This is a genomic window from Asaia sp. Ae19-3 (assembly GCF_059801175.1).
In genome coordinates this window covers 2,726,576-2,749,370 of record NZ_JBCHWF010000001.1, presented here as the reverse complement: position 1 = coordinate 2,749,370, position 22,795 = coordinate 2,726,576, and the positions used below count along the sequence as shown (strand labels likewise).

The window sequence follows — 22,795 nt, the reverse complement described above, 5'->3', positions numbered from 1 at the left end:
GTCAGATGGTTTCTGTCGGATTATCTTGAATCCTATGACGAATCCATCTCCGATCCCTTCCGGTTCCTGGCCCTCATGGGTCTCACCAGACCTTGTGGCGGGCCGCAGCGTCTCCCTTGCCGAGCTTCAGGCCGCCGGAGACAGGCTGTACTGGCTCGAAGGGCGACCGCAGGAAGGGGGGCGCATGGCCCTTGTCAGCGTTGAACGCAACGGAACGCCTCAGGATTTATTACCACCAACCCATGATGTGGGTTCACGCGTGCATGAATATGGCGGAGGGGCCTATTGTGTGTCGCCAACGCAGCGCGTGGTATTCAGCGATCGCAAGACCGGCGCGGTCTGGCTCAGGGAAGCCGACGGTACCCTGGTCAGCCTCGCTGCCAGCACAGGCTGCACCTATGCCGAGTTTGCCTTTGACGCAGCAGAACGCGGCGTGTTCTGCGTGCGTGAAGATTCTCGCGAGCCGGGCGATGCAAAGGCTGCCGTTGTCTGGCTGGACCGTCAGACCGAGAAAGTCCTGATCGAAGGCGATGATTTCTATGCGGCCCCTCGCCCCGCACCAGACGATGCCCATCTGGCCTGGATCTCCTGGTCTCACCCGGACATGCCCTGGGATGCTACGACACTCTCGATAGCACCGCTCAGCTGGCATGACGGCGTGCCGGATTCTGGCACTCATCGGGCTGTTTGCGGCGCAGCCATGCGATGCAGCGTGGTCGATCCTGTCTGGGAAAGCGCCCGCACGCTGCTCGCCAGCAGCGATGCAGACGGCTCCTGGCGACCCTGCCGGTTTTCCATCGACCCCCAACAGGCTCCGGAATGGCTACCCGACCCGAAGGGAGAAACCGGATTTCCTCATTGGGTGTTCGGTCAGCGCAGTCTGGTCCCTCTGGCCGATGGACGCCTCATGGCGCAGATCGTGACCGAGGGCGTCAGCCGAATCGGTATTCTGGAAAACGGCGTGTGGACTGACCAGCCTGAACGCAATGCTGCCCAGAGTCCCGTACCGTTCGATGGCACACTCGCCTGGATCGATACGCCGCCAGATGCTCCCCCGGCCATCGTCATTGGCCAAGATACCAACCGGATCAGACAGGCCTTCACCTTCCCCGATGGGATAGATGCAAGCGACTGCGCGGCGCCTGTCGCGCTTGCCTTCCCGTCAGCAGGAGGCCAGACCGCCCACGCGCTTTATTATGCACCAGCCAATCGTCACCACAGGCTTGCGACAAAGGAGCGTCCGCCACTCGTCGTGATGGCCCATGGCGGCCCGACGGCACGCGCCAACGCCGCTTTCTCTTTCAAGGTGCAATGGTGGACGAGCCGTGGCTTTGCCGTGCTGGACGTCAATTATCGAGGCTCGACCGGGTTCGGCCGCGCCTATCGCGAGGCGCTTGAAGGTCAATGGGGCATCGTCGATGTGCAGGATTGCATCGCTGCCGTGCGTCATGTCATCGCACAGGGTCTTGCCGACCCGGAGCGCTGCGTCATTCGGGGCAGCAGCGCGGGCGGTCTTACGGTGCTGACGGCGCTGGCGTCATCCGATGTCTTCGCCGCCGGGTGCTCGCTTTATGGCGTGGCCGATCTGCGCGCTTTGGCCGGGGATACGCACAAGTTCGAATCCCGCTATCTCGATCGGCTGATTGGTCCCTATCCCGAGCAGGAAGCGCTGTATCTGGCGCGTTCGCCCCTTACCCATGTCTCGGAAATCACGGCACCTGTTCTGTTCCTGCATGGCGAACTCGACAAGGTCGTCCCTCTGGCACAGGCGCAGGCCATGCATGACGGCCTGCTGGCACTGGGCAGGCACTCTGAACTGCATGTCTATGAAGGCGAGGGCCATGGCTTTCGTCAGGAACAGACCCTGAAGGACAGCTTTGCCAGAGAACTGACTTTCTATCAGCAGATCTTCGGCCAGCTCTGATCCGGCAAACGGGGCGTTGCCTGACAACGCCCCTAGCCCGATCCATCAGGGGGTCGGAAAGGCCGTGTTGATCAGGTCTGCCAGACGTACACCTGCCTGCTGCAGACGGGTTTCGATCACCGGAAAGGCGTTGGCCGTATAGGCCTCGCCGAGGTCTTTCTTCCTGCCTGCGGGCAGGGCGCCATAAGCAACATCACGGGCCAGGGCATGGCTTTCATCGGTCCATTTCACAACCGAGTCATGCACCGTTCCCGCCGAGAAATCGCCGGTCCAGAACGCAGCCTGGCCCGGCGTGATCTGGGCGTTCAGACGATCGGCTTCTTCACGCGCCCTAGTGAAATCTATGGAATAATGCGGCCCCACCACGAGATGACGCTCGTGATCCATGATGCCTTCGTCCCAGAGTGAGTGCAGGTTTTCATGCCCGTCACGATCCTGGCCGAAATACGAGACCTTCACCATGTTGCCGCCCTTGTCGTGATCGCGCTCGGCGGCGTGAAGAGGCTGATGCAGATCGCCAGCGAGATGCACGATCCATTTCAGGGCGACCAGACGATCGGCCGGTGCCGCCTTGGGATCGGCCAGGATTTTTTCCATCTCGGGCAGTTTTTCGGTGACGCAGATATCGTTGCCGCAATCACGTGCCATGTCATAGGTCGCAAATTTCGCGTCGGTATCGACATAGTGCCAGGGCAGGGTCTGGGGCAGGCCGCCCTTCTCCTTGGGCACATGGCCGATCGTATCGGGCCATGAGGCCACCTGATCGAGTGTCTGGTGGTTTTCCAGGGCCAGAAGTCGCGTGACCTCGCTCGTCGCCTGAGGCGTCAGGCGGCTTTGCGCGATATCAGCGACAATGGCGTGGCCATAGGGCCCCCAGGCAAGGGCCTGCCCGGAAAAAGATGTGACAAGTGTGACCGTAAAAAGCGTCGAAACGGCACAGAGCGAGCGTCGGATCATGAAACCTCGGATCGGGATCAGGGGGCGAAGGGCCTGAACGTTCCACCACCCGACCGATCATGCAAGGGATGTTATGATGACACGCGCCGTCACTGCGTGCGGTCAGTCACCGAGACGCACCGACCAGCCCGCGCACCACTGTGCACCGGGTTGCAGATGCAGCAGACCTGGTTTCTGCTCGAAGGGCCCTTCGAAATCGACAGGGCTGGCATAGCCCTGCCAGGGCTCGATGCACAGAAAATCCGAGCCCGGCTTCATCCACAGGCCAAGCTGCTCGAAACCGTGCCAGGAAAAGACGAGCGCTTCGCCTTTATCTGCATGAAAACGCAGGCTGCGGCTGGCTGGATTCATGAAAATCAGCGCATCATTTTCAAACAGGCTGTCATCAAGCTGGATTCTTGTGCCACTGACCGGGCTTGGCCGCTCCCCTTCCGCGATAAGGCCTTCGGACAGAACGGCCAGCGATTCAGGCTCGGGCGCCTCGAAATCGATGACATAGTCTGTCTTTTGCGTATCGGGCTGGAAAGGCCAGACAAAAGCCGGATGCGCGCCAAAAGAGGCATGAAGCACGCTTAGACTGTCAGGATTTGCCAGATCGTAGCGCAGATGCAGCCCCTCATCATCGAGGCTGTAGCTGAGCGTCAGTCTGAATGCGAAGGGGAACAGGGCGCGGCTGGTTGGGTCGTCTTCGAGCACCAGAACGCAGCCGGTCGGCGTCCGCTCGACCCAGCGAAAGACACGATCGCGCGCAAAACCGTGCTGGGTGAGGGTATAATCCAGCCCGTCGATCAGGGCATGATTATCGAGCAGGCGACCCACGATCGGAAAGAGTACCGGCGAATGACGTGGCCAGGCACCACCACTCCAGATCAGTTCGCGCCCCGTTTCATCGCATAACGAGCACAACTCTGCCCCCAGGGCGGCGACCCGTGCCATGTATCGCCCATTGCTGAAACTATGGCTTTCAGACGTCATCAACGCGCTCCTTCGACCAGAATTTTTCTCTCTGCGGCCAGGTGGGCCACAGAGACGGCGTTCCCTCGACCTTCCCCAAAACGCCCCCCAGATCAAGAGACTGTTTCGTGAGCCCTGGCTGTAGGGCCAACCAGGTGGTGCCGGACAACCCGGCCTGCGCGTGCCACATGCCCTCGGGCGAGCGCGCTCTGCGCTTCAGATCTTACGAGCCTGTTTTTGCTTAGATTTATTTGACACTGCCAGCCCATTTCTCTTTCGCAGACACGAGAACCAGCGCGACAGAAAGGAGTATTCCAGTGTTTCATTTTTAACACTTGTGAAATTTACAAACACATTTCGCAACAAATCAATTGAGACTCAGTCGCGCTTTCAGTAAGGAGTTGCGAAATTCTCGCAACATCACGGAGCATCGCGCCACATGCGTTCCCCTACGCGCAAATCCCTGTCTCTTCTTCCGATGCTGACTGGTCTCGTTCTTGGCGCGACTCAGACCCATGCCGCCACGGATGATGTCGATGCCCGCAACGACAAGAAACCCCAGCGCCAGCGCAAGGAAGAAAAACGCAACAGAGACAAGTCCGATGAACAGATCACGGTCATAGGGAACGGCTTCAACACGCTGAAAGACCCGATCGGCCTTTCGCGCATGCCGCAGGACGCGCTGCATACGCCGCAGCAGATCAATATCGTGCCGCAGATGCTGATGAAGCAGCAGAACGTGAAATCGGTTGATGAAGCCCTGCGCAACGTGCCCGGCGTGACGTCTTCAATTGGCGAAGGCGCGGGCGGCATGAATGGCGACCAGTTCCTGATCCGCGGCTTTCAGGCCCAGAACGATATCTACCAGGACGGTCTGCGCGATTTCGGCGTCTATAGCCGCGATGCGTTCAATCTTGAGACGATCTCTGTCATCAAGGGGCCGTCATCCGAGGTGTTCGGTAATGGCACGACAGGCGGCGCCATCAATATGGTGACCAAGACACCGACCCTGACCGATCATTATGGCGCTGAATTCAATGGCGGTTCGGGCTCGTATTATCGCGGTGTGCTCGACGTCAACAAGAAGCTCGACGACCATACGGCGCTTCGCATCACCGGCATGGGCAACGAGAACAATATTGTCGGTCGCGATTTCCTCTATTCGCATCGCTGGGGCATCGCACCTTCGATCGCTTTCGGGCTCGGCAACCGCGCCACGCTCGTGCTGCAATATATGCATCAGCAGGAGAATTCGATCCCCGATTTCGGTGTGCCTGTCGTCACGCCGCCGGGCGCCAGGATTGGCGGTCCGATTACCGAATACGGTATTCGGCGGACCAATTTCTACGGCACGAACAACGACCAGAACGCCACCAACGACAATATGGAAACGGCGCGTTTCTCCTACAAACTCAACGACCACATCAAATTCTACGATGATCTGCGTGGCGGCCAGTTCTACCGGACCTTCGCAGCTTCGAAGGCGACCTGCGACACGACCTGCGTCAATAATTACTTCCTGGGCAACCCGGCTTCGGCGCTCGTCGCGCGCTCTGGCCCCAGTGGCGCGGGCAATGGCAAAGGACCAGGCACCACTATGGCGCCCCTGCCCTATCAGCAGACAAGCTGGTCGGTTCAGAATGTCGGCTCGATGGTCGCCGATTTCCGCACGGGCTTCCTGAAGCATCAGATCGTGACCGGCTTCGATCTTGAACGCGTCAATGACGTGCGCTCGCAATCGACCTATCTCAAGGCCAAGCCCTATGCCTCTCTGGTCAATCCGAACCCCTATGTTGGCAATCTGCAGCTGGTACCAGGCGATCTGAACCCCGCCGGTCTGGTCTCGCTCGGTGCGCTGGGCGCCAAGTCGCATTCCAATGGCTATGGCTTTGACACGGGTCTGTTCTTCTATGACCAGATCTGGCTGACCAACTGGCTGTCGGTAAAGGGCGGCTTCCGCTGGGATCGCTGGCAGACCAGCTATAATCTGACGGGCGGCAACGTGAAGACCAACCCCGACATCCATTACCATCAGGTCAGCAGCGTCTTTAATCCCAATGTCAGCCTTGTCGGCACGCCGGACGAGCATCAGACCTATTATTTCACCTGGGCGACCTCGACCACGCCTAGCGGCATGTATGTGACCAATGGCTCGGTGCCGATCCGCCCCGGTACCAACTCCTTCGCCAGCCCGGAAAAGGCCACGCTCTATGAAGTGGGTGCGAAATACAGCGCTTTTCATGACCGTATGGGCTTTACGGCCTCGCTGTTCCGTCTGGAAAAGAACAACGCCATCAATGCCGACCCGGTTACGGGCCAGGTGCTGGGCTCAAGCGACAAGCAGCGCAATCAGGGCCTCGAACTCTCTGTCAGCGGCATGATCATGCGCGGGTGGAATGTCTCGGCTACCTACGCCCTGTATGACAGCGACACTCTGGCCTCCGATACAGCAGCAGCCGTGGGCAAGCAGGTGCAGTATGTGCCGCATAACCAGGCAACGCTGTGGTCTGTGTACGAAGCTTTCCCGAATACTCCCTATAACGTCTCGTTCGGTGGCGGCATGACCTGGCGTCAGCAGGTCTGGCTGAACACGACCAATACGCTGCGCGTGCCGGCCAATCTCGACTTCGATGCGGTTGTCTCGCATCGTCTCGGCAAGCACTGGAAGCTCGCCCTTAACGGGTACAATCTGGCAAACCGTCTGAATTATCAGAGCCTGTTTTCGAACCGTGCCACCCCTTCCGGCGGCCGTACCTTCCTGGGGCAGATCAGCATGAGCTACTGATCCTGCCTCAGGGAAATGTCAGGCGCGACGCAGCGCCTGAACAGTGTCTTCATCGTCGATATTTCCGTAATAAGCGGTTTCTGCCGGAAAACGCGGCTTGAGGTATGGGCCGGCAGCATCAACCCTGAGCGCGAGAAGAGTTAGCCCTCCCGGACGGCGCTCAGGCAGAGACAAGGCAGCATTGCCATTTGTCCAGCGTCTGCCGCACGGCTCGAGATTATTCCAACCATGCTGGCCAGCATTATTGAGCGCGTCCGGCAGATTGACTGTTTCCCAGCTGTCAAAAAGCGTGATCGCTCCCACCAGAACGCCGAGGCGCCGTCTGTCATCGACATAAGGCGCAATAGCGTCACTGAGGCGACTTGTGTTGGAGACGATACGCACGTCACGGGCGTTGTCCGGCAGAACGAAAACATAGTGACCGTCTCTGGATCGACTGCGTCCGATCCACTCACCTGCTTCTGTGACGATGTAGAGGTCCGGATCAAGCGTCGTCTCCAGTTGAGCCCCATCGCGGGTCTGCACATCATTAAGCGCAGCACGGGCCACCACACGCTCGAAGATCGGCTCAACAAATGCGCGGTCAGTCCTCAGTTGGGCGGCGGCGGCGATATGCCAGTCCAGTGTTCGCGCACCCAGAACATGCACCGCTCCGGTCTGCCGGAAAGACTGGCGCTTGCCGGTATCCAGATAGCTTTCGCTCCAGACACCGTCAGCCATGATCACCGAGTGATGCTCTGTTTCGATGTGATAATACTCGTATTCACTGAAGGTTCGATCATAGAAAATCGAGCTTCCATTGACCAACATGCGGACGGGAACGAACGCATCATCCAGAAAAAGGCAGTGTTCTGAAGTGATGAGCATATCCTTGAAGGGCAGGCTCTCTCCGAGAGCATCTTTCAGTATCCGGACGGGATAACCAGAAAGATCACTTGGCAGATCAGGCCGGATTATCGCGGATGCTTTTCCGGCCCAGATCACCTCGCGTTCCTCGGTCACTCCCCCTACACGGGCCAGAACCTTGTCACCGATCTCGATATCCTCAACCGCGACCATCCCCTTGTGGGTTTCGATGAGTGTTCCAGCCAGAAAGCAGGGGGCCGGGTCTGTCGTACTGACGGTGCCGCCAGATACGAGAAGCTGGCCGCCATTCTGAATTAATGTCGGGTCGGTAATCGACGCACCGGAGGACACGCGCACAACGAAACTGCCCGCACCCGCCGATCCTATATAGGGAGAGATAATACTCGCGCCACTATAGATATAGGCATCCGAATACCCATCGGCACCCGACCCACTATTGACGTAGGTATCATTTATGGATTGCGCACCCGATGAGAGATAGACAACATTCGAATTGAGGACATTGCTCGAAAGCGTCGCGCCACTCATGGCTGAGACGTAGCCGTTGAGAAGGAGAGAATTCTCCAGAGTCCCACCGCCCATGACCGATACTGTCGCCACACTGCCGCTGATTGTGACGCCAGAAACAGTTGCGCCACTTGAAATGGTCAGTGTCGATATTCCCGAGAAGGTCACGGCGCCAGTCGCAGAGACATTGCCGCTGACATAATAGGTGACCTTGTTGATCGATACAGCCGACCATGTTCCGCCGCGCAGAACCACCGCACTCTGCGGCGGAACATACACATAGGCGCTGCCACTGCCATAAGAGGTAGCCATCGACAGAACGCTGCCAGCACCCGTGTTGATGTCAGAGGCTGTGGCGCCGGAAGACACATACGCACTGGCGCCAGATCCCAAGGTCAGCCCAGACACCGTTGCGCCTGAAAATGCCGAAAGAGCCAGCCCTGCCACTGCACCATCACTCATGGTGGCACCCACCAGAGAAGCGCCCGAGCTCACATAGACATAGGCGTCAGTATCTGTCCCTGATCCACTATTGACGAAGAGATCATTGACCGAACTCCCGCCTGAAGACAGGGTGACCTCGGTGGAGTTGAGGGTATTCCCCGAAACCACTCCCCCGTTCGCTACGCGCAGATAACCGTTGAGCTCGTAAGAGGAGACCATGGTTCCGCCATTCAGGACGGAAACGGTCGGGACGCCACCCGTAACAGTTGCCCCGGACACGACGGCACCGCTGGAAACGGTGAGAGTCCCGATATTCGACAGCGTTACGGCACCCGTGGCAGACACTGAGCCGCTCACATACCAGGTCGCACCGTTTTTGTATGTCGCAGTCCAGTTACCACCGCTGAGAACTGTCACTGATGTTGCCATTTGAGCCTCCCCAACCCGCTCATCCTAAGGCTAAAATCGTTAAAGTTTCACGATAACGCGGCATATGCTAAATCACCCTCGACGATACAATTAAAATGCAGATTTTTTGACATTAAATTAACGATTGCAATCTTCAGATTGCTATATCTCAGTTAAATAACGTTAATTATTTCTGTGGGGCGAGTGTCGTGAAATACGAACAAGGCCTTGCTCATACCGACCATTCCTGGTGGAAGCCGACCGTCTTCCTGCGCTATGAAGCCCCCGAATAGCTCTTGAGGTTACCGGGGATTCCATTATGCCGCAGCATTCCATCTGCATTGCAGCCCTCTATCGTTTTACGTGTTTTGCAGATCCTGCCGGGCTGCGCGCTCCCCTGCTGGATGCCTGCACCAGTTTTGGTATTCGGGGTACGCTGCTTCTGGCGCGCGAGGGTATCAACGGGACAATTGCCGGCACCCCCGAGGGCATAGACGCCATTCTTGCCCATATTCGCACATTGCCTGGCTGCGATGCGCTGGAGTGGAAGTTGTCCTATGATGTTTCCATGCCCTTCAATCGCATGAAGGTGCGTCTGAAACGTGAGATCGTGACCATGGGACAGCCTGATATCGATCCGCTTGCCGGTGTCGGCCATTACGTGCCTGCCGCCGACTGGAACGCGCTGATTTCAGACCCCGATACGATCCTGATCGACACGCGCAATGACTATGAGGTGGCTGTCGGCACCTTCAAGGGCGCCATCGACCCTGACATTCAAAGCTTTCGTCAGTTCCCCGAGTGGTTTCGTGCCCGCCGCGCGGCTCTTGAAGCAGAGGGACGCAAGCCGAAAATCGCCATGTTCTGCACAGGCGGCATACGCTGCGAAAAATCGACCGCCTTCGCGCTCTCCGAAGGCGTGGAAGACGTCTATCACCTCAAGGGCGGCATTCTGAAATATCTCGAAGACGTGCCGGAATCCGAAAGCCTGTGGGAAGGCGAATGCTTCGTCTTCGACCAGCGTGTCACCGTGCGTCACGGCCTCGAGCCCGGTGCCTATGATTTGTGCCATGCCTGCCGCCGCCCGGTTTCCGCAGAGGACAAGCTGTCAGATCTCTATATCGAAGGCGTCCAGTGCCCTGCCTGCGCTGCCGAACGCACAGATGAACAACGCGCCCGTTATGCCGCCCGCCAGCATCAGGAAGACCTCGCCCGCGCCCGTGGCACGCACCATATCGGCGCGGAGTGAACGCGTCGACCTCTTCGCCTTTTCCTCATGCAACCATAGCTGCGGCTGAACCGCTCTGGCTCCCACCCGGGCGGAGAGAGGAAAAACCGTGCACGAACCCAGCGAAGCGCCGTTGATCATGACGCTCGAATTAGCGCCGGAAGAGCAGGCGTGGGCGCAGACGCAGCGCGACCTGTATTTTCCGCGCGAGCGGAATATCGTGCCTGCCCATGTCACCCTGTTTCATGCCTTGCCCGCAGAGTATCTGACGCAGGTTCTGACCCTCATGAGACAGCCACGTCCGGCCCCTCTCGTAACGATCGGCGCGCCTTATCTGCTGGGAAAAGGCGTGGCGTATCGCCTCTCGAGCCCGGAGGGCGCGGCAATACGCGCATCGTTCTGCGCGCTCATACCCAAAGACAGAATGACAAGGCAGGATCAGGCGCCATGGCGACCGCATCTGACCGTGCAGAACAAGGTATCGCCAGAGCAGGCGCGAGACCTGCATCACCAACTGCTGGCCGAACCGATGCGGGAGACCCGTCCTGCCGCAGCCCTGACCTTGTGGCGCTATCTGGGCGGCCCCTGGGAGCAGATCGAACGGGCGGCTTTCACACCCGGTCAGGACCACTAAGCCTGAAACCAGCCTAGAGCAGGCGGGCGAGCTTCAGGAACACCCAGGTCAGGATCATGGCGATAAAGCACACAGCGCCCGCCTCGAGTGTGCCGAGCTGCCCGCTGGCCAGATACATGCCGCCCGTATTCATGCCGAAAAATCCGGTCACGAGCGTCGCAGGAAACATGAGAATGGTGGCAGCGGTCAGAATATACAGGCGCCGGTTCGTCTCTTCGGCCTGGGAGGAGCCCAGTTCGTCCTGAAGCGAGCGTGCGCGATCGAGAAGCGCGATCATGTCGTCCAGCGCCGCATGAACCTGACGCTCGGTACGGTCACGCAACTCGTCTTCGGCCCATTCCGGCAGTTCGAGATCCTCGTCACGCAACACACGGTCGATCGGGGTCACGACGCGACGTAGTTCGGTTGCGCGACGACGGCCCTTACCGACAATACCACCAAGATGACCCAGGTCGGTGCGACGCTCGATCAGAAGCAGCGCGTCTTCGGCACGGTCGAGTTCGTCATCGAGCTTGCCGATCTGACGACGCACACTGCCGGTAAATTCGCGCAGGGCACGATCGATCACCCCAGCGGGGCTGCGCGGAATGGAGTCTGCCCGCAGCGTGCGAAACGCAGCCCCCAGAACCGGTATAGGGTTGCGTCGCGTCGTGATGAGCAGATCGGGGCGCATGGCAAAGCGCCAGGCGCAGATATCGCGATCTTCTTCCGAAACGGCATCGTCAAAAGCAGGGAGCGCCCCCCATACGAGACCGGGAAGGGCCTCCAGCATGACGCCATATTCGGTTTCGGCCAGCATGGCGCTAACGTCTTCCGGCAGGCAGGGCAGGGTGGCTACATGCTGTCGCGCCGAGCTGTGCACGGTGTCGAAATGCAGCCAGGCCCAGCTTTCCGAAGGTTTGGGATAATTCGAGGGTGGCGTGCGATCATTGAGCAGGCTCTCGATCTCATGCGGCTCGAGCGGCACAGGATCTTCACCCGGCCTCGCCCTGATGGCCCACACCAGCCCGTTGGCAATGCCGTGAGGCAATACGCCGTTCGGCTTCATGTCCTGGCCTGCGACGACTGAGAACGGCAGCTGCGAGCGTGTGTTGGACATGCCATCCTCCATCGTGAGGGATCGGAAGCGCAAGCTGGGCGCCGCTCGCTCTCTCGCATGTGTGCCCGAGACAGGCAACCGGTTTCAAACCTTAATCTTGTGACGAGGAAACCGGAACGCCGCCGGTTTGTTACCAGTTCGTCCAGATGTCCCGCAAAACGAAGAACCTGGCCCGACATCCCTACCCCGTTTTCCGACAGGAGCCTGTCATGAAACACGCATTCAAAGCCGTCCTGACCGCATCCGCCCTGCTTGCGGCCCCTCCTCTCGTTTCAGACCCTGCCTTCGCCCAGGCGACGACGGCTACCGACAGCGATCAGGCCCCGTCAGCCCAGAAGGCCGAAACGCTCAAGAACCAGTCGACCCGCATCCATAACCCGACCGAACAGAACAAGACGTTCAAGAACCAGGCGAATGAGCAGCCCGATCCGAAAACAGCGAGCGCACCCGGTGCGACGGTCGTGCCCACGGGCGAAACCTCGGACAAGATGCCCATCTCGTCGCCGCAGCACGAGCAGGCCTCCAAGCACAAGCACAGCATGAAGGGCATGAAGATGTCCGACAAATCGGCCCAGCAATAAGCAACCATAGCGTCCATCCCGCCTTACCGGGCCTGAATCAGGCGCCCGCCCTCATGGGGTCGGGCGCTTTTTTCTTGTGCGCTGGCCCAAAGCCGGAACTCGCATTATACAAATGCCCCTCATCAGAGAAACAAGGGTTTCAGAATGACCGATTACAAGGTGCGCGACATCGCCCTGGCCGAATGGGGCCGCAAGGAGATTTCCATTGCCGAAGGCGAAATGCCCGGCCTGATGGCGCTCCGTGAGGAATATGGCGCCAGCCAGCCGCTCAAGGGCGCGCGCATCGCTGGCTGCCTGCACATGACCATCCAGACCGCCGTGCTGATCGAGACGCTGACGGCTCTCGGCGCGACCGTGCGCTGGTCGTCCTGCAACATCTTCTCGACCCAGGACCAGGCTGCTGCCGCCATCGCCGCGACCGGCGTGCCGGTTTTCGCCTGGAAGGGCCTGAGCGAAGAAGAATTCTGGTGGTGCATCGAGCAGACCATCAAGGGTCCCGATGGCTGGACGCCGAACATGATCCTCGATGACGGCGGCGACCTGACCGTGCTGATGCACGACAAGTACCCCGAGATGCTGAACGACGTGCGCGGCCTGTCCGAAGAGACGACCACGGGCGTGCATCGCCTGTGGGAAATGGCAAAGAAGGGCACGCTGAAGGTTCCGGCCATCAACGTGAATGACAGCGTCACCAAGTCGAAATTCGACAATCTCTATGGCTGCCGTGAGAGCCTGGTGGACGCCATCCGCCGTGGCACCGACGTCATGATGGCTGGCAAGGTCGCCGTGGTTGCCGGTTATGGCGACGTGGGCAAGGGCTCTGCCGCCTCGCTGCGCAACGCAGGCTGCCGCGTGCTCGTGACCGAAGTCGATCCGATCTGCGCCCTGCAGGCCGCAATGGAAGGCTATGAGGTCGTGACGATGGAAGCCGCCGCACCGCGTGGCGACATCTTCGTGACCTGCACGGGCAATGTCGACATCATCACCGTCGAGCATATGCGCGAGATGAAGCACCGCGCCATCGTGTGCAATATCGGCCATTTCGACAGCGAAATTCAGGTCGAGGCGCTGCGCAACTACAAGTGGGACAACGTCAAGCCGCAGGTGGACGAGATCGAGTTCCCCGACGGCAAGCGCATCATCCTGCTGTCTGAAGGCCGCCTCGTGAACCTTGGCAACGCCACGGGTCATCCGTCCTTCGTCATGTCGGCTTCCTTCACCAACCAGACCCTGGCCCAGATCGAACTCTGGACGGCTAAGCCCGGCCAGTATGACGTCAAGGTCTACACCCTGCCGAAGAAGCTGGACGAGAAGGTGGCAGCGCTGCATCTCGCCAAGGTCGGCGCCGAGCTGAGCAAGATGAGCGACAAGCAGGCCGATTACATCGGTGTGCCGGTTGCCGGTCCGTTCAAGCACGAAGAATACCGCTACTAAAAGAGGTGCGCAGGGTTCCACCCTGCAAACCGCCAGAGGGTCATCGCCCTCTGGAAACCCTCTTGCAGGGATGAAAGGGGTTCGCTCCTTTCCGGGGAGCGGGGCAGAGCCCCGCCTCCTTCCACAAGGGAGACGCGCATGGCCCGAAAACGCTCCGCCGCCAGACCCTCCCGCTCCAGACAGCCCGCATCCCGACATTCTGCACGCCGTCTCTGGATCGTGCCCGCGCTTGTCCTGGCCGGTCTGTTTGCTGGCGCCATCGGGCTTCAGACGCTTCTTGCGCATCGGCAGAGCGCGCCGATTGGTGGCCCCTACACCCTGATCGACAGCGAGAACCGGCCAACTACCGAGGCGCGCTTTGCCGGGCAGCAGACCCTGATCTATTTCGGCTATACGCATTGCCTCGATGTCTGCCCGCTGACACTGGCTACCGTTGCGCAGGCCTATACGCTTCTGCCCCCAGACAAACGCCCCCCTGTCCCGCTCTTCATCACGCTCGACCCGGAGCGCGACCGGCCGGAAGATGTCGCCCGCTATACGAGGCATTTCTCACTCGATATTGTCGGCCTCACCGGTACACCTGCCCAAATAGAGGCCGTGGCCCGGGAATTTCACGTCACCTCCCATATTACGATGCCCGCCATGAGCGGATCCGATCCGGATCACGCCATGATGGCGGGTGAGCAGAAGGGCGATTACCGCATCGACCATTCTTCAGTGCTTTATCTGATGGACGGCCAGAACCATCTACAGGCGATACTGCCCGCAGATTCCAGCCCGGCCCTCGTTGCGCGTAATCTCATGCCCTATCTATCGAAGCGCTGAAAAACGCCGCCCGAACAGGGCATTCGCCAGCACAAGCAGAAGCAGTGACGCCCCAAGCTCCGGCAGCAGAACTCCCAGAACGACCATGACGACCAGAGCCCCTGCCGCGACAGGGCGTGGTGAGGCTTTGGGGGCGTCCAGATGACCGGGGCGGCGTCGCTTCAGCCAGATCACGAGCGCAGCCACACTCGCCAGGGTCAGAACAAACGCAACGAGCAGGTTGAGCGCGAGATTGAGCACGCCGAAGAGATGCCCCTCATGAAAGGCCACGCCATAACCGATGAGGCGATCTGAAAAAGTCTTGTCGGCAAAACGCGCTATATGCGTAACGGCGCCTCCAGCCGTCACGCTTGCCTCGATACGTCTGGGGCGATTTTGCGCGTCAGAGCGTATGTGCCACTCGCCCCCGGCTGATGTGGGCGGTGTCACAAGCACCGGTGCGGGAAAGGCGAGATGCTGCGCGGTCTCGAAAACCGCATCCAGACCGGAATGGCTTGCCCTCTCAGTCTGACGACCAGAGTCTGAACCGTTTTCGCTGCCCCCATCCATGCTGGCCATTTCGGCATCAGACATGCCCGGCATTGCCGCATGGCCCGAGAGCGTTGCCGCGATGGGAACCGCCCCGATCTCCCAATCCTGTATCGCCACAAGCCTGCCGATACGGCTTTCGACAGCCGAAAATGCGGAGCCCCAGACAAACGACCAGGGCAGCCCCGACACCAGAAACAAGACCAGCACCAGAGAGACCCACATCCCCCCGACAGCGTGGAGATCGCGCCAGAACGGGCGCCCGGCCAGACGAAGCCTCGGCACGAAACTGCCCTGCGCCCCACCCCCACGCGGCCACCAGAGCAGCAGCCCCGTCACCACGAGAACAATGGTCCATGAGGCCACCATCTCCATGATCACCGAGCCCCAGTTGCCTATCAGCAATTGCCCGTGGAGCCGGAACACCAGCCGCTCGAACCGTGTCTGCTCATCGCGACAGGCCAACACCCTGAGCGTGACCGGGTCGATATAGACGCGCGCGACATCGGCACCATGCGCCACGAGAACACGTGTTGCCTGCTTTTTCCGAGAGGGCATTTCCAGTGCCAGGAAATGTCCCCCCTCCACGGCGGCGAGAGCCGCATCGCGCTGGGCACTGACGCTTCGTGGCAGCCCGTCCGAAACCGCATGATCGATATCGCGATCCAGAAAGGTTTCGATCTGCGGCTTGAACAGATAGAGCGAGCCGGTCACGCAGAGCATGATCACGAAAGGCAGGCAGAAAAGCCCGGCAAAGAAATGCCACCGCCAGAGTGTGGTGCGGTCTGGCCACAGGACATGACTGCGACTGGAAAAAAAAGCCATGATATCTTCCCTCAGAACCGCACCCGTACACCGCCGAAAAAGGCGCGTGGGCTACCCGCATAGATCGAGCCAGTCTTTGTCGCGAGTGTGGCCGCCCCGGCCTGCTGCCCGTTGGCCAGAAGCGTATCGCTGATGGTCGTCGCACCGGCGGCATAGACAGTGTTGGCGACATTCTGCACTTCGAGATAGCTGTGCAGACGATGCACCCAGCCCAGCCGTGCCGGTGGGTCGTAATGCACCTCCAGATTGAGCAGACCGTAACCGGGGATTTTGAGCAGATTGGCATTGTCGATGTAGAAGGCGCTGCGCCATGTCACTTCGGCAAACCCACCCAGCCCCTCGAAAATCCCTGAGGGCTGGTCATAGAGCACGCGCGCATTCAGAAAATGCGGCATGACCCCGGGTATGAGATTACCCTTGCGCGAAAAGCTGCGCGACAACGTGCTGTTCGACAGGATTTCGGTGTAATTCGTGTAGATCTGGTTGTCATAGGTATAGGACAGACGCAGCTTCGCCCCCGGCAGGGACCGGGGCAAGGCCTGCCATGTGGCAGCGAGTTCCACACCGCGATGCTGGGACGCGGGGGCATTGAAGGTGTAGCTGCCCGCTTGGGTGTTCACCCCGGCCGACTGGCTGACCAGTTCGTTCCTGTAAAACTCATAGAACCCGGTCGCCTGCACATTGACTGACGGCGAGGGGTGCCATTCTGTTCCAAGATCGATGCCAAGGCTGCTCTGACTCTTGAGCTGGGTGTTGTTCCCGTAATTGCCCTGCGGCGTTACAAAGAAGCTGGAATAACCCGGCGTGGCATAGGCAGTGCCCAGTCGGGCATGCCATGTCCAGGCCTTGTCAGGCGCAAAGACGACAGAGGCTTCGGGGGCGAGATTGAAAAAGCGTCTGTTGGCCGTGATGTATTGCGTGCGCGTACCCGTGGCAGCGTGACTGGAGACGGTCTGCACGGCGCCGATATCGGATTGCGTGCCCCCCAATCCGATCACGACATGCCATCTCGGTGCGAACTGCCAGTCTTCCTCAAAACGCAGGCCAATATTCCATTGATGGCCATAAGAAGTCGATGTCTGGCTGCCGCGTGTTGCACCGGGCTGTGGCAGCAAGGCGTAAACCTGATAGCCATAATCCATATAGTCGAAATTCGCCCCGACAAAGCTTGTGAGCGGTGTCGTGCCCAGCTTGTCGTGACGGGTCAGATCAGTCTGGACGTTGTAGGAGTTGAACGGCCCGATAAAGGAGGTCGTCGAAGTTGGTTGCTCGATATGACGCTGGTCATAGGTGAACTGCGTACGCCAGAACATGCGCGGCGTGAAATCATGCTCCCAGCGCAGCCCGACGATACTGCGCCGGTCAAACCGCCCCAGATTGGCCTGTTGGGGCGTTACCGCCGTCTGCACGCCATAAGCGCCATTGCGATAGAGTGAGACTGTACCACATCCGGCGGCGGCACCAGCGGCCGTGGTACAACCCTGCTGATAGGGGTTGACGCGATACTGGCTGAGAGACAGACGCAACGGCAGAAAGGCATCGGTCACATTGTTGATGAATTTCAGTACCAGACGATCTTTCGACGACAGGGACACACGCAGACGCATGTTTTCAGTCGAGGTCGCATACTGGCTGTTGGCGATGAAGCCATCGCTGCGCACATCACTCGCAAACAGCATGAAATCATAGACGCGATTGCCCGCACCAAGCGTCATGTAGTTATTGAACATGCCAAAGCTGCCGAAATCGGATCCGAGTTCGAGCCCGTGGATCGAAGCGCCGCTGCGTGTGCGAAAGTTGATCGCCCCGTTGATGGCGTAATTGCCATAGAGGGTCGAGGCCGGGCCCTGAAAGACATCGACCCCTTCATAGGCGTGAGGGTCTATCAGATCGGCACGCGCCGTACCGTCAGGCTGCGTGACGGGGAATCCGTCTTCCGAAACCTGCAGGTTACGCAACCCGTAGGATTGACGCGCCCCTGACCCGCGTATGGAAACGACGGTGTCTCGCGGGCCGTTGCCCTGCAGGAAACTCGCCCCGGGCACAGTCACCAGCATGTCGGCCACGCTTTGCGCGACGTGACCGGCAAAATCCTTGCGCTCGGCGCTATAGCTTGTCTGCCCTGTAGGCGAGAGGGTCGCAGGGCCACGGGCCTGCCCTGTGACCTGAATGATCTCGCTTGCTGCAAGGCGCTTCTTTTCGTGTGCATTGCGCTTTTGAGGCGGGGGCGTCTGCGATGACTGAACAGGGCGCTGCATGGAGGCACCATGGTGAGGCAGCATCGGCAAAGACGGGTTTTGTGCAGCAAGAGCAGGAAGACTGCCCAGACCGAGGAAAGCAGGAAGCGTGCGTCCACAGCGGCGCACGGTCCGAAAAAACAGGGACATGATGAGATAACCTGACCGGGAAAAAGGTCATGACCGGACGAGCGCCTTCAGGCGCAGCCGTTGTCATGAAGCGGCGTGTGTCAGGTTGAGACGGGTGGCCCCTGGGGTGATCGGCTGTCACGCGCGGGCTCGGGAGGGCCACGCACGGGAGGGAAACACCAGAACCCCACAGAATGGACAAAAAGCACGATACCGCGTTGCGGCACCATCAGGGCCAGGGCAGGCCCCGATATGTCTGCACCGAGGGAGAGCAGCATGGCCCCGTCAGACAGGGTCGTGTCATGATGTCTATGGTCAGGATCATCAGGCGAGGGCGTCTCGCAAAGAACAGAGAGCGCTGCGAGAGTGCCCAGCGGGTCATCGGTTGCAACACCGGTCTGAGGAGGCGTGCCGGCCAGACGAACCATCAGGGCGAGCGCAGTCAGCAGCAGGAATGCCGCCCTCATGCCACCCGTTCGCCCCATTGCTCTCATGCCCTGATTCACTAGGCGATGAAGACGGCTTTGCCCATAGGGAGTCAGGAAATCGCGTCACTACCGTGTTCAGACAACCCCAGAGTTCGACACATGCACCGACAAGGTCAAGCCGGAACAAGCATTGGTTTAGGTAGACTTATATCGCGAAAAAATATGGTTGAACGGATTCAAGTAATATTGATGGTACGTAACAAGGTGACGACGCGCCAGAATGCCAGACACGCAATCCAGTCAATACGGCAGGACATTTGAACTCATTCAAAATATTTCCCGACATGTGGAAAACATATATATTATGATATCAGAAATAAAATGATAATATACTCCATTACTGATGACCATCAATGAATGGACATGTGGATACAGATGTGAGATAGGTTACTGACGCGATTATCACAGAAGCGGGAAATTAAGGGCAATGGACAGCGAAAATCCGGGATCAGATCCTGCTCTGGTCGATATCGATGCGTGGGATGAACTGAGAGCCGAAGAAGCACCGCAGCAGGAAGCCGCAGCTTCGCTCCCGAGTGTGCTCGCTGGCCTTGACGCGCTGACCGACGACGATTTTGCCCATGAGGCGCAGGCCATCGCTTTCTACCGGCAGAATGGCTGCTCGACACTCATGCAGGCCTTTACCCTCGCGAATATCCTGCATACCAACTTCTGTGTGAAAGAAGCTTCGCGCTTTTATCGTATTGCCTACGAGTTCCACTCGAAAAACCTTGGCGAATACCCCCTGGCGCAGTCGCTCCTGCAGGCCCGCCTGCTATGCCTGATGAAGGCGGGTCTGGAGTTGCCCGACGATGAGATTGCTGAATTGCAAACTCTCGCTCCACTCTATGCCAATTTCATCAGAGGCGTTCATTTGGCTTGGCGTGGCGGAGACCCGACGGGCGCCATGCGCTTGACGGCCAATACCTTTGAGGAATTCCATACAGGCGAGGAAATCGACCAGCTTTATCTCGGCTTCGCTCTCCAAGCCGGCTTCCCTTTCACAAAGGGACGCAGCGAACACCGCGTCATCCCCAATCAGCTTTTCCTCTACTGGGACCAGAACCCTCCCGAAGAGATCCGCGCCAATTTCGACTTCCATCGTCAGATCTCCGGGCTCAATGTCCGCATCTTCGACAAGCCTGAGGCAGAACAATGGCTCTACGACGTCTACGGCGTCGAAGCGCGCTCGCTCTTCCTTTCGGCCCGTCATCCAGCCGAGGCAGCCGATATCCTGCGCGTTCACGTCATTCAGGCGCTTGGCGGCTGGTGGCTTGATGCTGATATCCGCCTGCGTGATGATCAGACCATCCAGTTCATGCTCGACCAGAAGGAAGAGAATGTCCTGTTCCTGACCCAGAACAAGTTTGTCCATAACGATTTCTACGGATCGGTTCCACAGAGCCCGCTTCTCAGTGAGTGCTTGCTGAACATCTACCGCAACAGCTACCTGCATACGGGATTGTTTATCTCGTACAAGACCGGACCCGGCGTGTTCAATCGCGCCGTAAACCGCCTGATTCATCGCGATGTTTCCGGCATCGCCCCCATGGCACCGACCAGCGTGCATGACCATCACGTGTTCAGCCGCCTGATCGAAGAATTCGATACTCCCTACAAGTATCAGATCAAGCACTGGCAGGCCGTCTGAGCCATCGCCGGACGCGTAACACGCACCATAATGGCTTCTGCCCATGCCTCGTCCTGTCTGACCTGGCATGGAGCGCCATGAATCCTCTGTGACGTTTCTACTCCCTGAACACCAACCCGACGACGCATGTCCGATCCCACGGGCCCGACGGTACACCCGGATCCCCACGTAAGACGACCCTCGGGGAAAAGCACCTTGTGCGATGGGATCGAAAATGAAACGATTGGCAGGAGTGTTTCTTCATCCTGATCAATAGGGCTTTCTGCCTATGCGTTCGTTTTTCCCGTTTCTCGGTCTGGCATTGTGTCTGGAGCCCGCCCTGGCGGCGCGACCGGCCCCCAGCCAGAACATGCCGCTCTCGATGCGTCCGGTTTTCGATACGCTGGTCCTGCCTGACGCACCCAATATCTGGCGTAGCGGTTCTGGCCGCCCCGGCTCGGCCTACTGGCAGAACCGCGCCGATTATCGCATCGAGTCCCGCATCGATACGGCCAGCCATGTCCTGACCGGCACCGAGACGATCACCTATACCAATAACAGCCCCGATGCGCTCGACGTGCTCTGGCTGCAACTTGACCAGAACCTCTATCGCAAGGATTCCCGCTCCTGGGTGGCCTTTCCTGACTGGCATCCGGCCAGTTCGGACGGCTATGCCATTGAGCGTGTGACACTCGAGACGAACGGCGTGGAAAAACCCGTTCCGTTCCGGATTTCCGATACCCGCATGCAGGTGAGCCTGCCCGTGCCCCTCGCAGCCTCAGGGCATGCCCTGAAGCTGCATGTCACCTGGCATCATACCATTCCCGGTGAGTGGGGCGGCCGCACGGCCGTTACCCCGGTCAAGGACGGAGCAATTTTCGAAGTCGCCCAGTGGTATCCGCGTCTTTGCGTCTATGACGATCTGCGTGGCTGGGACACGCTTCCCTATCTGGGGCAGGAATTCTATCTCGAATACGGCAGCATCGACTATGCCGTGACCGTGCCCTGGAACTTCACCGTGGTCGGCTCGGGCGCACTCACCAATCCGCAGGACGTGCTGACCACCACCGAACGGGCGCGTCTCGCCGATGCGGCAAAGAGCGACAAACCCGTGCTGATCCGTACCCCGCAGGATGTGCTCGACCCCAATTCCCATCTGGCGCGGTCAGGTGAGAAGACATGGCGCTTCCATATGGAGAATACGCGCGACGTCGCTTTCGCCGCATCGCCCGCTTTCGTCTGGGACGCCGCCAAACTCGATCTGCCCGCCCTGCCTGTTGCCAAAGGCCTGAAGCCGCAGCCCCGCCTCGCCATGTCGGTCTATCCGCGTGAGGGTGCAGGCCCGCAGGCCTGGGACCGTTCGACCGAATACGTCAAACACGCCATCGAGTATTTCTCGTCGCAATGGTATCCCTACCCGTGGCCAAATGCCGTCAATCTGGGCGGCCATGGCGCGGGCATGGAATATCCGGGCATCGTTTTCGATGGCTGGCAGGACAAGAATGACGTCCTGTTCTGGATCACCACGCATGAACTGGGTCATGGCTGGTTTCCGATGATCGTCGGCAGCAACGAGCGCCGTCATGCCTTCATGGATGAAGGATTCAATACCTTCATCGACGCCTATGCCTCACAGCACTTCAATCATGGGGAATATGCCCCGAAGAAAGACGCGGAATTCGCCCCCGAGACCGGCGATCCGGCGAAAGATATCGTTCCTGTTCTGACAGCGTCGGATGCTCCCACCCTGATGATGCCCGCCGAGCTGGTGCCAGAGAAATATCGCCACAAGGTGACCTATTTCAAAGGCGCCTACGGGCTGATGCTGCTGCGTGAGCAAATTCTCGGTCCAGACCGGTTCGATGCGGCCTTCCGAGCCTATATCCGCGCTTGGGCCTTCAAGCATCCGACCCCGTCCGATTTCTTCCGCTTCATGTCGAGCGAAGCGGGCGAGGATCTGACCTGGTTCTGGCGTGGCTGGTATTTTGAGAACTGGTGGCCGCAATATCGTCTGGATGGCTTCAGCCAGAGCAATGCCAAACCCGGAGAGGAAAGCACGATCAGCATCGGCGTACGCAACGAAGGCAAGCTGATGCTGCCCGTAACGCTGCGCATTACCTGGCAGGATGGCTCCAGAACCGAGCGGGTTATCCCCACTGAAACCTGGATGCTGCATGACAGGCTGAATCTCACATTCCCTGATCATGGTGCCGTCAAGGCGATCGCGCTCGACCCCGATCAGGGTCTGCCCATACCTGACCGGAATGGGCTCACGATCACGCCGGCAGCCACCAGCCACCCATGATCCCTG

16 protein-coding genes are annotated in these 22,795 nt (G+C 59.2%); 9 read left to right on the top strand and 7 right to left on the bottom strand.

Going from position 1 to position 22,795, the window contains the following annotated elements:
* The first annotated feature begins 34 nt into the window (after positions 1-34).
* Positions 35-1,924, top strand: a complete 1,890-nt coding sequence (locus AAID99_RS12035; protein WP_498493998.1) for an alpha/beta hydrolase family protein — start codon at positions 35-37, stop codon at positions 1,922-1,924.
* 45 nt (positions 1,925-1,969) lie between these two features.
* Here the strand turns inward: AAID99_RS12035 and AAID99_RS12030 are convergent, their stop codons facing one another.
* Together AAID99_RS12030 and AAID99_RS12025 are read right to left on the bottom strand one after the other, a co-directional pair.
* Positions 1,970-2,881 carry a S1/P1 nuclease gene (locus AAID99_RS12030; protein WP_498493997.1) on the bottom strand — a complete coding sequence of 304 codons (912 nt, stop codon included), beginning with the start codon at positions 2,879-2,881 and terminating at the stop codon, positions 1,970-1,972.
* Between the two features lie 102 nt (positions 2,882-2,983).
* Positions 2,984-3,856: an aldose 1-epimerase family protein gene (locus tag AAID99_RS12025; RefSeq protein WP_498493995.1), complete on the bottom strand. Its 873-nt coding sequence runs from the start codon at positions 3,854-3,856 to the stop codon at positions 2,984-2,986.
* A 418-nt stretch (positions 3,857-4,274) separates the two neighbouring features.
* Here AAID99_RS12025 and AAID99_RS12020 point away from each other — a divergent pair, with 418 nt between their 5' ends.
* The gene (locus AAID99_RS12020; protein WP_498493993.1) at positions 4,275-6,620 is read left to right on the top strand and encodes a TonB-dependent receptor; all 2,346 of its coding nucleotides are present in this window, start codon (positions 4,275-4,277) and stop codon (positions 6,618-6,620) included.
* Positions 6,621-6,638: 18 nt separating this feature from the next.
* Here the strand turns inward: AAID99_RS12020 and AAID99_RS12015 are convergent, their stop codons facing one another.
* Positions 6,639-8,867, bottom strand: a complete 2,229-nt coding sequence (locus tag AAID99_RS12015; RefSeq protein WP_498493992.1) for a Hint domain-containing protein — start codon at positions 8,865-8,867, stop codon at positions 6,639-6,641.
* A 298-nt stretch (positions 8,868-9,165) separates the two neighbouring features.
* Here AAID99_RS12015 and trhO point away from each other — a divergent pair, with 298 nt between their 5' ends.
* Both trhO and AAID99_RS12005 read left to right on the top strand, forming a co-directional pair.
* Positions 9,166-10,095, top strand: coding sequence for an oxygen-dependent tRNA uridine(34) hydroxylase TrhO (gene trhO, locus AAID99_RS12010; protein ID WP_498493990.1), 930 nt, complete (start codon positions 9,166-9,168; stop codon positions 10,093-10,095).
* Between the two features lie 88 nt (positions 10,096-10,183).
* Positions 10,184-10,708, top strand: coding sequence for a 2'-5' RNA ligase family protein (locus AAID99_RS12005; protein ID WP_498493989.1), 525 nt, complete (start codon positions 10,184-10,186; stop codon positions 10,706-10,708).
* A gap of 13 nt (positions 10,709-10,721) precedes the next feature.
* Here the strand turns inward: AAID99_RS12005 and AAID99_RS12000 are convergent, their stop codons facing one another.
* Complete coding sequence (locus AAID99_RS12000) at positions 10,722-11,807, bottom strand: CorA family divalent cation transporter (RefSeq protein ID WP_188427181.1); 1,086 nt, start codon at positions 11,805-11,807, stop codon at positions 10,722-10,724.
* Between the two features lie 209 nt (positions 11,808-12,016).
* Between AAID99_RS12000 and AAID99_RS11995 the strand changes: the two genes are divergently transcribed.
* The 3 genes from AAID99_RS11995 to AAID99_RS11985 all read left to right on the top strand — a co-directional run bounded on the left by AAID99_RS11995 (position 12,017) and on the right by AAID99_RS11985 (position 14,647).
* Positions 12,017-12,388, top strand: coding sequence for a hypothetical protein (locus AAID99_RS11995; RefSeq protein ID WP_498493987.1), 372 nt, complete (start codon positions 12,017-12,019; stop codon positions 12,386-12,388).
* 144 nt (positions 12,389-12,532) lie between these two features.
* Positions 12,533-13,822 (top strand): adenosylhomocysteinase, encoded by a 1,290-nt coding sequence (gene ahcY / locus AAID99_RS11990; protein ID WP_062165552.1) that lies wholly within the window; start codon positions 12,533-12,535, stop codon positions 13,820-13,822.
* A 138-nt stretch (positions 13,823-13,960) separates the two neighbouring features.
* Entirely contained in the window at positions 13,961-14,647 is a 687-nt protein-coding gene (locus tag AAID99_RS11985; protein ID WP_498493986.1) for an SCO family protein, read from the top strand.
* On the opposite strand, the gene AAID99_RS11980 is transcribed toward AAID99_RS11985, so the two are convergent.
* From AAID99_RS11980 to AAID99_RS11970, 3 genes are all read right to left on the bottom strand, one after another.
* Positions 14,633-16,000, bottom strand: a complete 1,368-nt coding sequence (locus tag AAID99_RS11980; RefSeq protein WP_498493985.1) for a PepSY-associated TM helix domain-containing protein — start codon at positions 15,998-16,000, stop codon at positions 14,633-14,635. The genes AAID99_RS11985 and AAID99_RS11980 overlap by 15 nt on opposite strands.
* Before the next feature lie 11 nt (positions 16,001-16,011).
* Positions 16,012-18,387: a TonB-dependent receptor family protein gene (locus AAID99_RS11975; protein ID WP_498493984.1), complete on the bottom strand. Its 2,376-nt coding sequence runs from the start codon at positions 18,385-18,387 to the stop codon at positions 16,012-16,014.
* 80 nt (positions 18,388-18,467) lie between these two features.
* Positions 18,468-18,833 carry a hypothetical protein gene (locus AAID99_RS11970; protein WP_188427176.1) on the bottom strand — a complete coding sequence of 122 codons (366 nt, stop codon included), beginning with the start codon at positions 18,831-18,833 and terminating at the stop codon, positions 18,468-18,470.
* Positions 18,834-19,281: 448 nt separating this feature from the next.
* On the opposite strand from AAID99_RS11970, the gene AAID99_RS11965 reads away from it, so the two are divergent.
* On the top strand, positions 19,282-20,505 hold the full coding sequence (locus AAID99_RS11965) for a glycosyltransferase family 32 protein (protein ID WP_498493983.1): 1,224 nt from the start codon (positions 19,282-19,284) through the stop codon (positions 20,503-20,505).
* A 349-nt stretch (positions 20,506-20,854) separates the two neighbouring features.
* Positions 20,855-22,789 (top strand): M1 family metallopeptidase, encoded by a 1,935-nt coding sequence (locus AAID99_RS11960; RefSeq protein WP_498494301.1) that lies wholly within the window; start codon positions 20,855-20,857, stop codon positions 22,787-22,789.
* Positions 22,790-22,795: the final 6 nt, after the last annotated feature.

What these genes read in the sequence shown, in the direction of transcription:
- AAID99_RS12035 (WP_498493998.1), top strand. Translation starts at nt 35, where the DNA reads ATGACGAATCCATCTCCGATCCCTTCCGGTTCCTGGCCCTCATGGGTC.
- AAID99_RS12030 (WP_498493997.1), bottom strand. Translation starts at nt 2,881, where the DNA reads ATGATCCGACGCTCGCTCTGTGCCGTTTCGACGCTTTTTACGGTCACA.
- AAID99_RS12025 (WP_498493995.1), bottom strand. Translation starts at nt 3,856, where the DNA reads ATGACGTCTGAAAGCCATAGTTTCAGCAATGGGCGATACATGGCACGG.
- AAID99_RS12020 (WP_498493993.1), top strand. Translation starts at nt 4,275, where the DNA reads ATGCGTTCCCCTACGCGCAAATCCCTGTCTCTTCTTCCGATGCTGACT.
- AAID99_RS12015 (WP_498493992.1), bottom strand. Translation starts at nt 8,867, where the DNA reads ATGGCAACATCAGTGACAGTTCTCAGCGGTGGTAACTGGACTGCGACA.
- trhO (WP_498493990.1), top strand. Translation starts at nt 9,166, where the DNA reads ATGCCGCAGCATTCCATCTGCATTGCAGCCCTCTATCGTTTTACGTGT.
- AAID99_RS12000 (WP_188427181.1), bottom strand. Translation starts at nt 11,807, where the DNA reads ATGTCCAACACACGCTCGCAGCTGCCGTTCTCAGTCGTCGCAGGCCAG.
- AAID99_RS11995 (WP_498493987.1), top strand. Translation starts at nt 12,017, where the DNA reads ATGAAACACGCATTCAAAGCCGTCCTGACCGCATCCGCCCTGCTTGCG.
- ahcY (WP_062165552.1), top strand. Translation starts at nt 12,533, where the DNA reads ATGACCGATTACAAGGTGCGCGACATCGCCCTGGCCGAATGGGGCCGC.
- AAID99_RS11985 (WP_498493986.1), top strand. Translation starts at nt 13,961, where the DNA reads ATGGCCCGAAAACGCTCCGCCGCCAGACCCTCCCGCTCCAGACAGCCC.
- AAID99_RS11980 (WP_498493985.1), bottom strand. Translation starts at nt 16,000, where the DNA reads ATGGCTTTTTTTTCCAGTCGCAGTCATGTCCTGTGGCCAGACCGCACC.
- AAID99_RS11975 (WP_498493984.1), bottom strand. Translation starts at nt 18,387, where the DNA reads ATGTCCCTGTTTTTTCGGACCGTGCGCCGCTGTGGACGCACGCTTCCT.
- AAID99_RS11970 (WP_188427176.1), bottom strand. Translation starts at nt 18,833, where the DNA reads ATGAGGGCGGCATTCCTGCTGCTGACTGCGCTCGCCCTGATGGTTCGT.
- AAID99_RS11965 (WP_498493983.1), top strand. Translation starts at nt 19,282, where the DNA reads ATGGACAGCGAAAATCCGGGATCAGATCCTGCTCTGGTCGATATCGAT.
- AAID99_RS11960 (WP_498494301.1), top strand. Translation starts at nt 20,855, where the DNA reads ATGCCGCTCTCGATGCGTCCGGTTTTCGATACGCTGGTCCTGCCTGAC.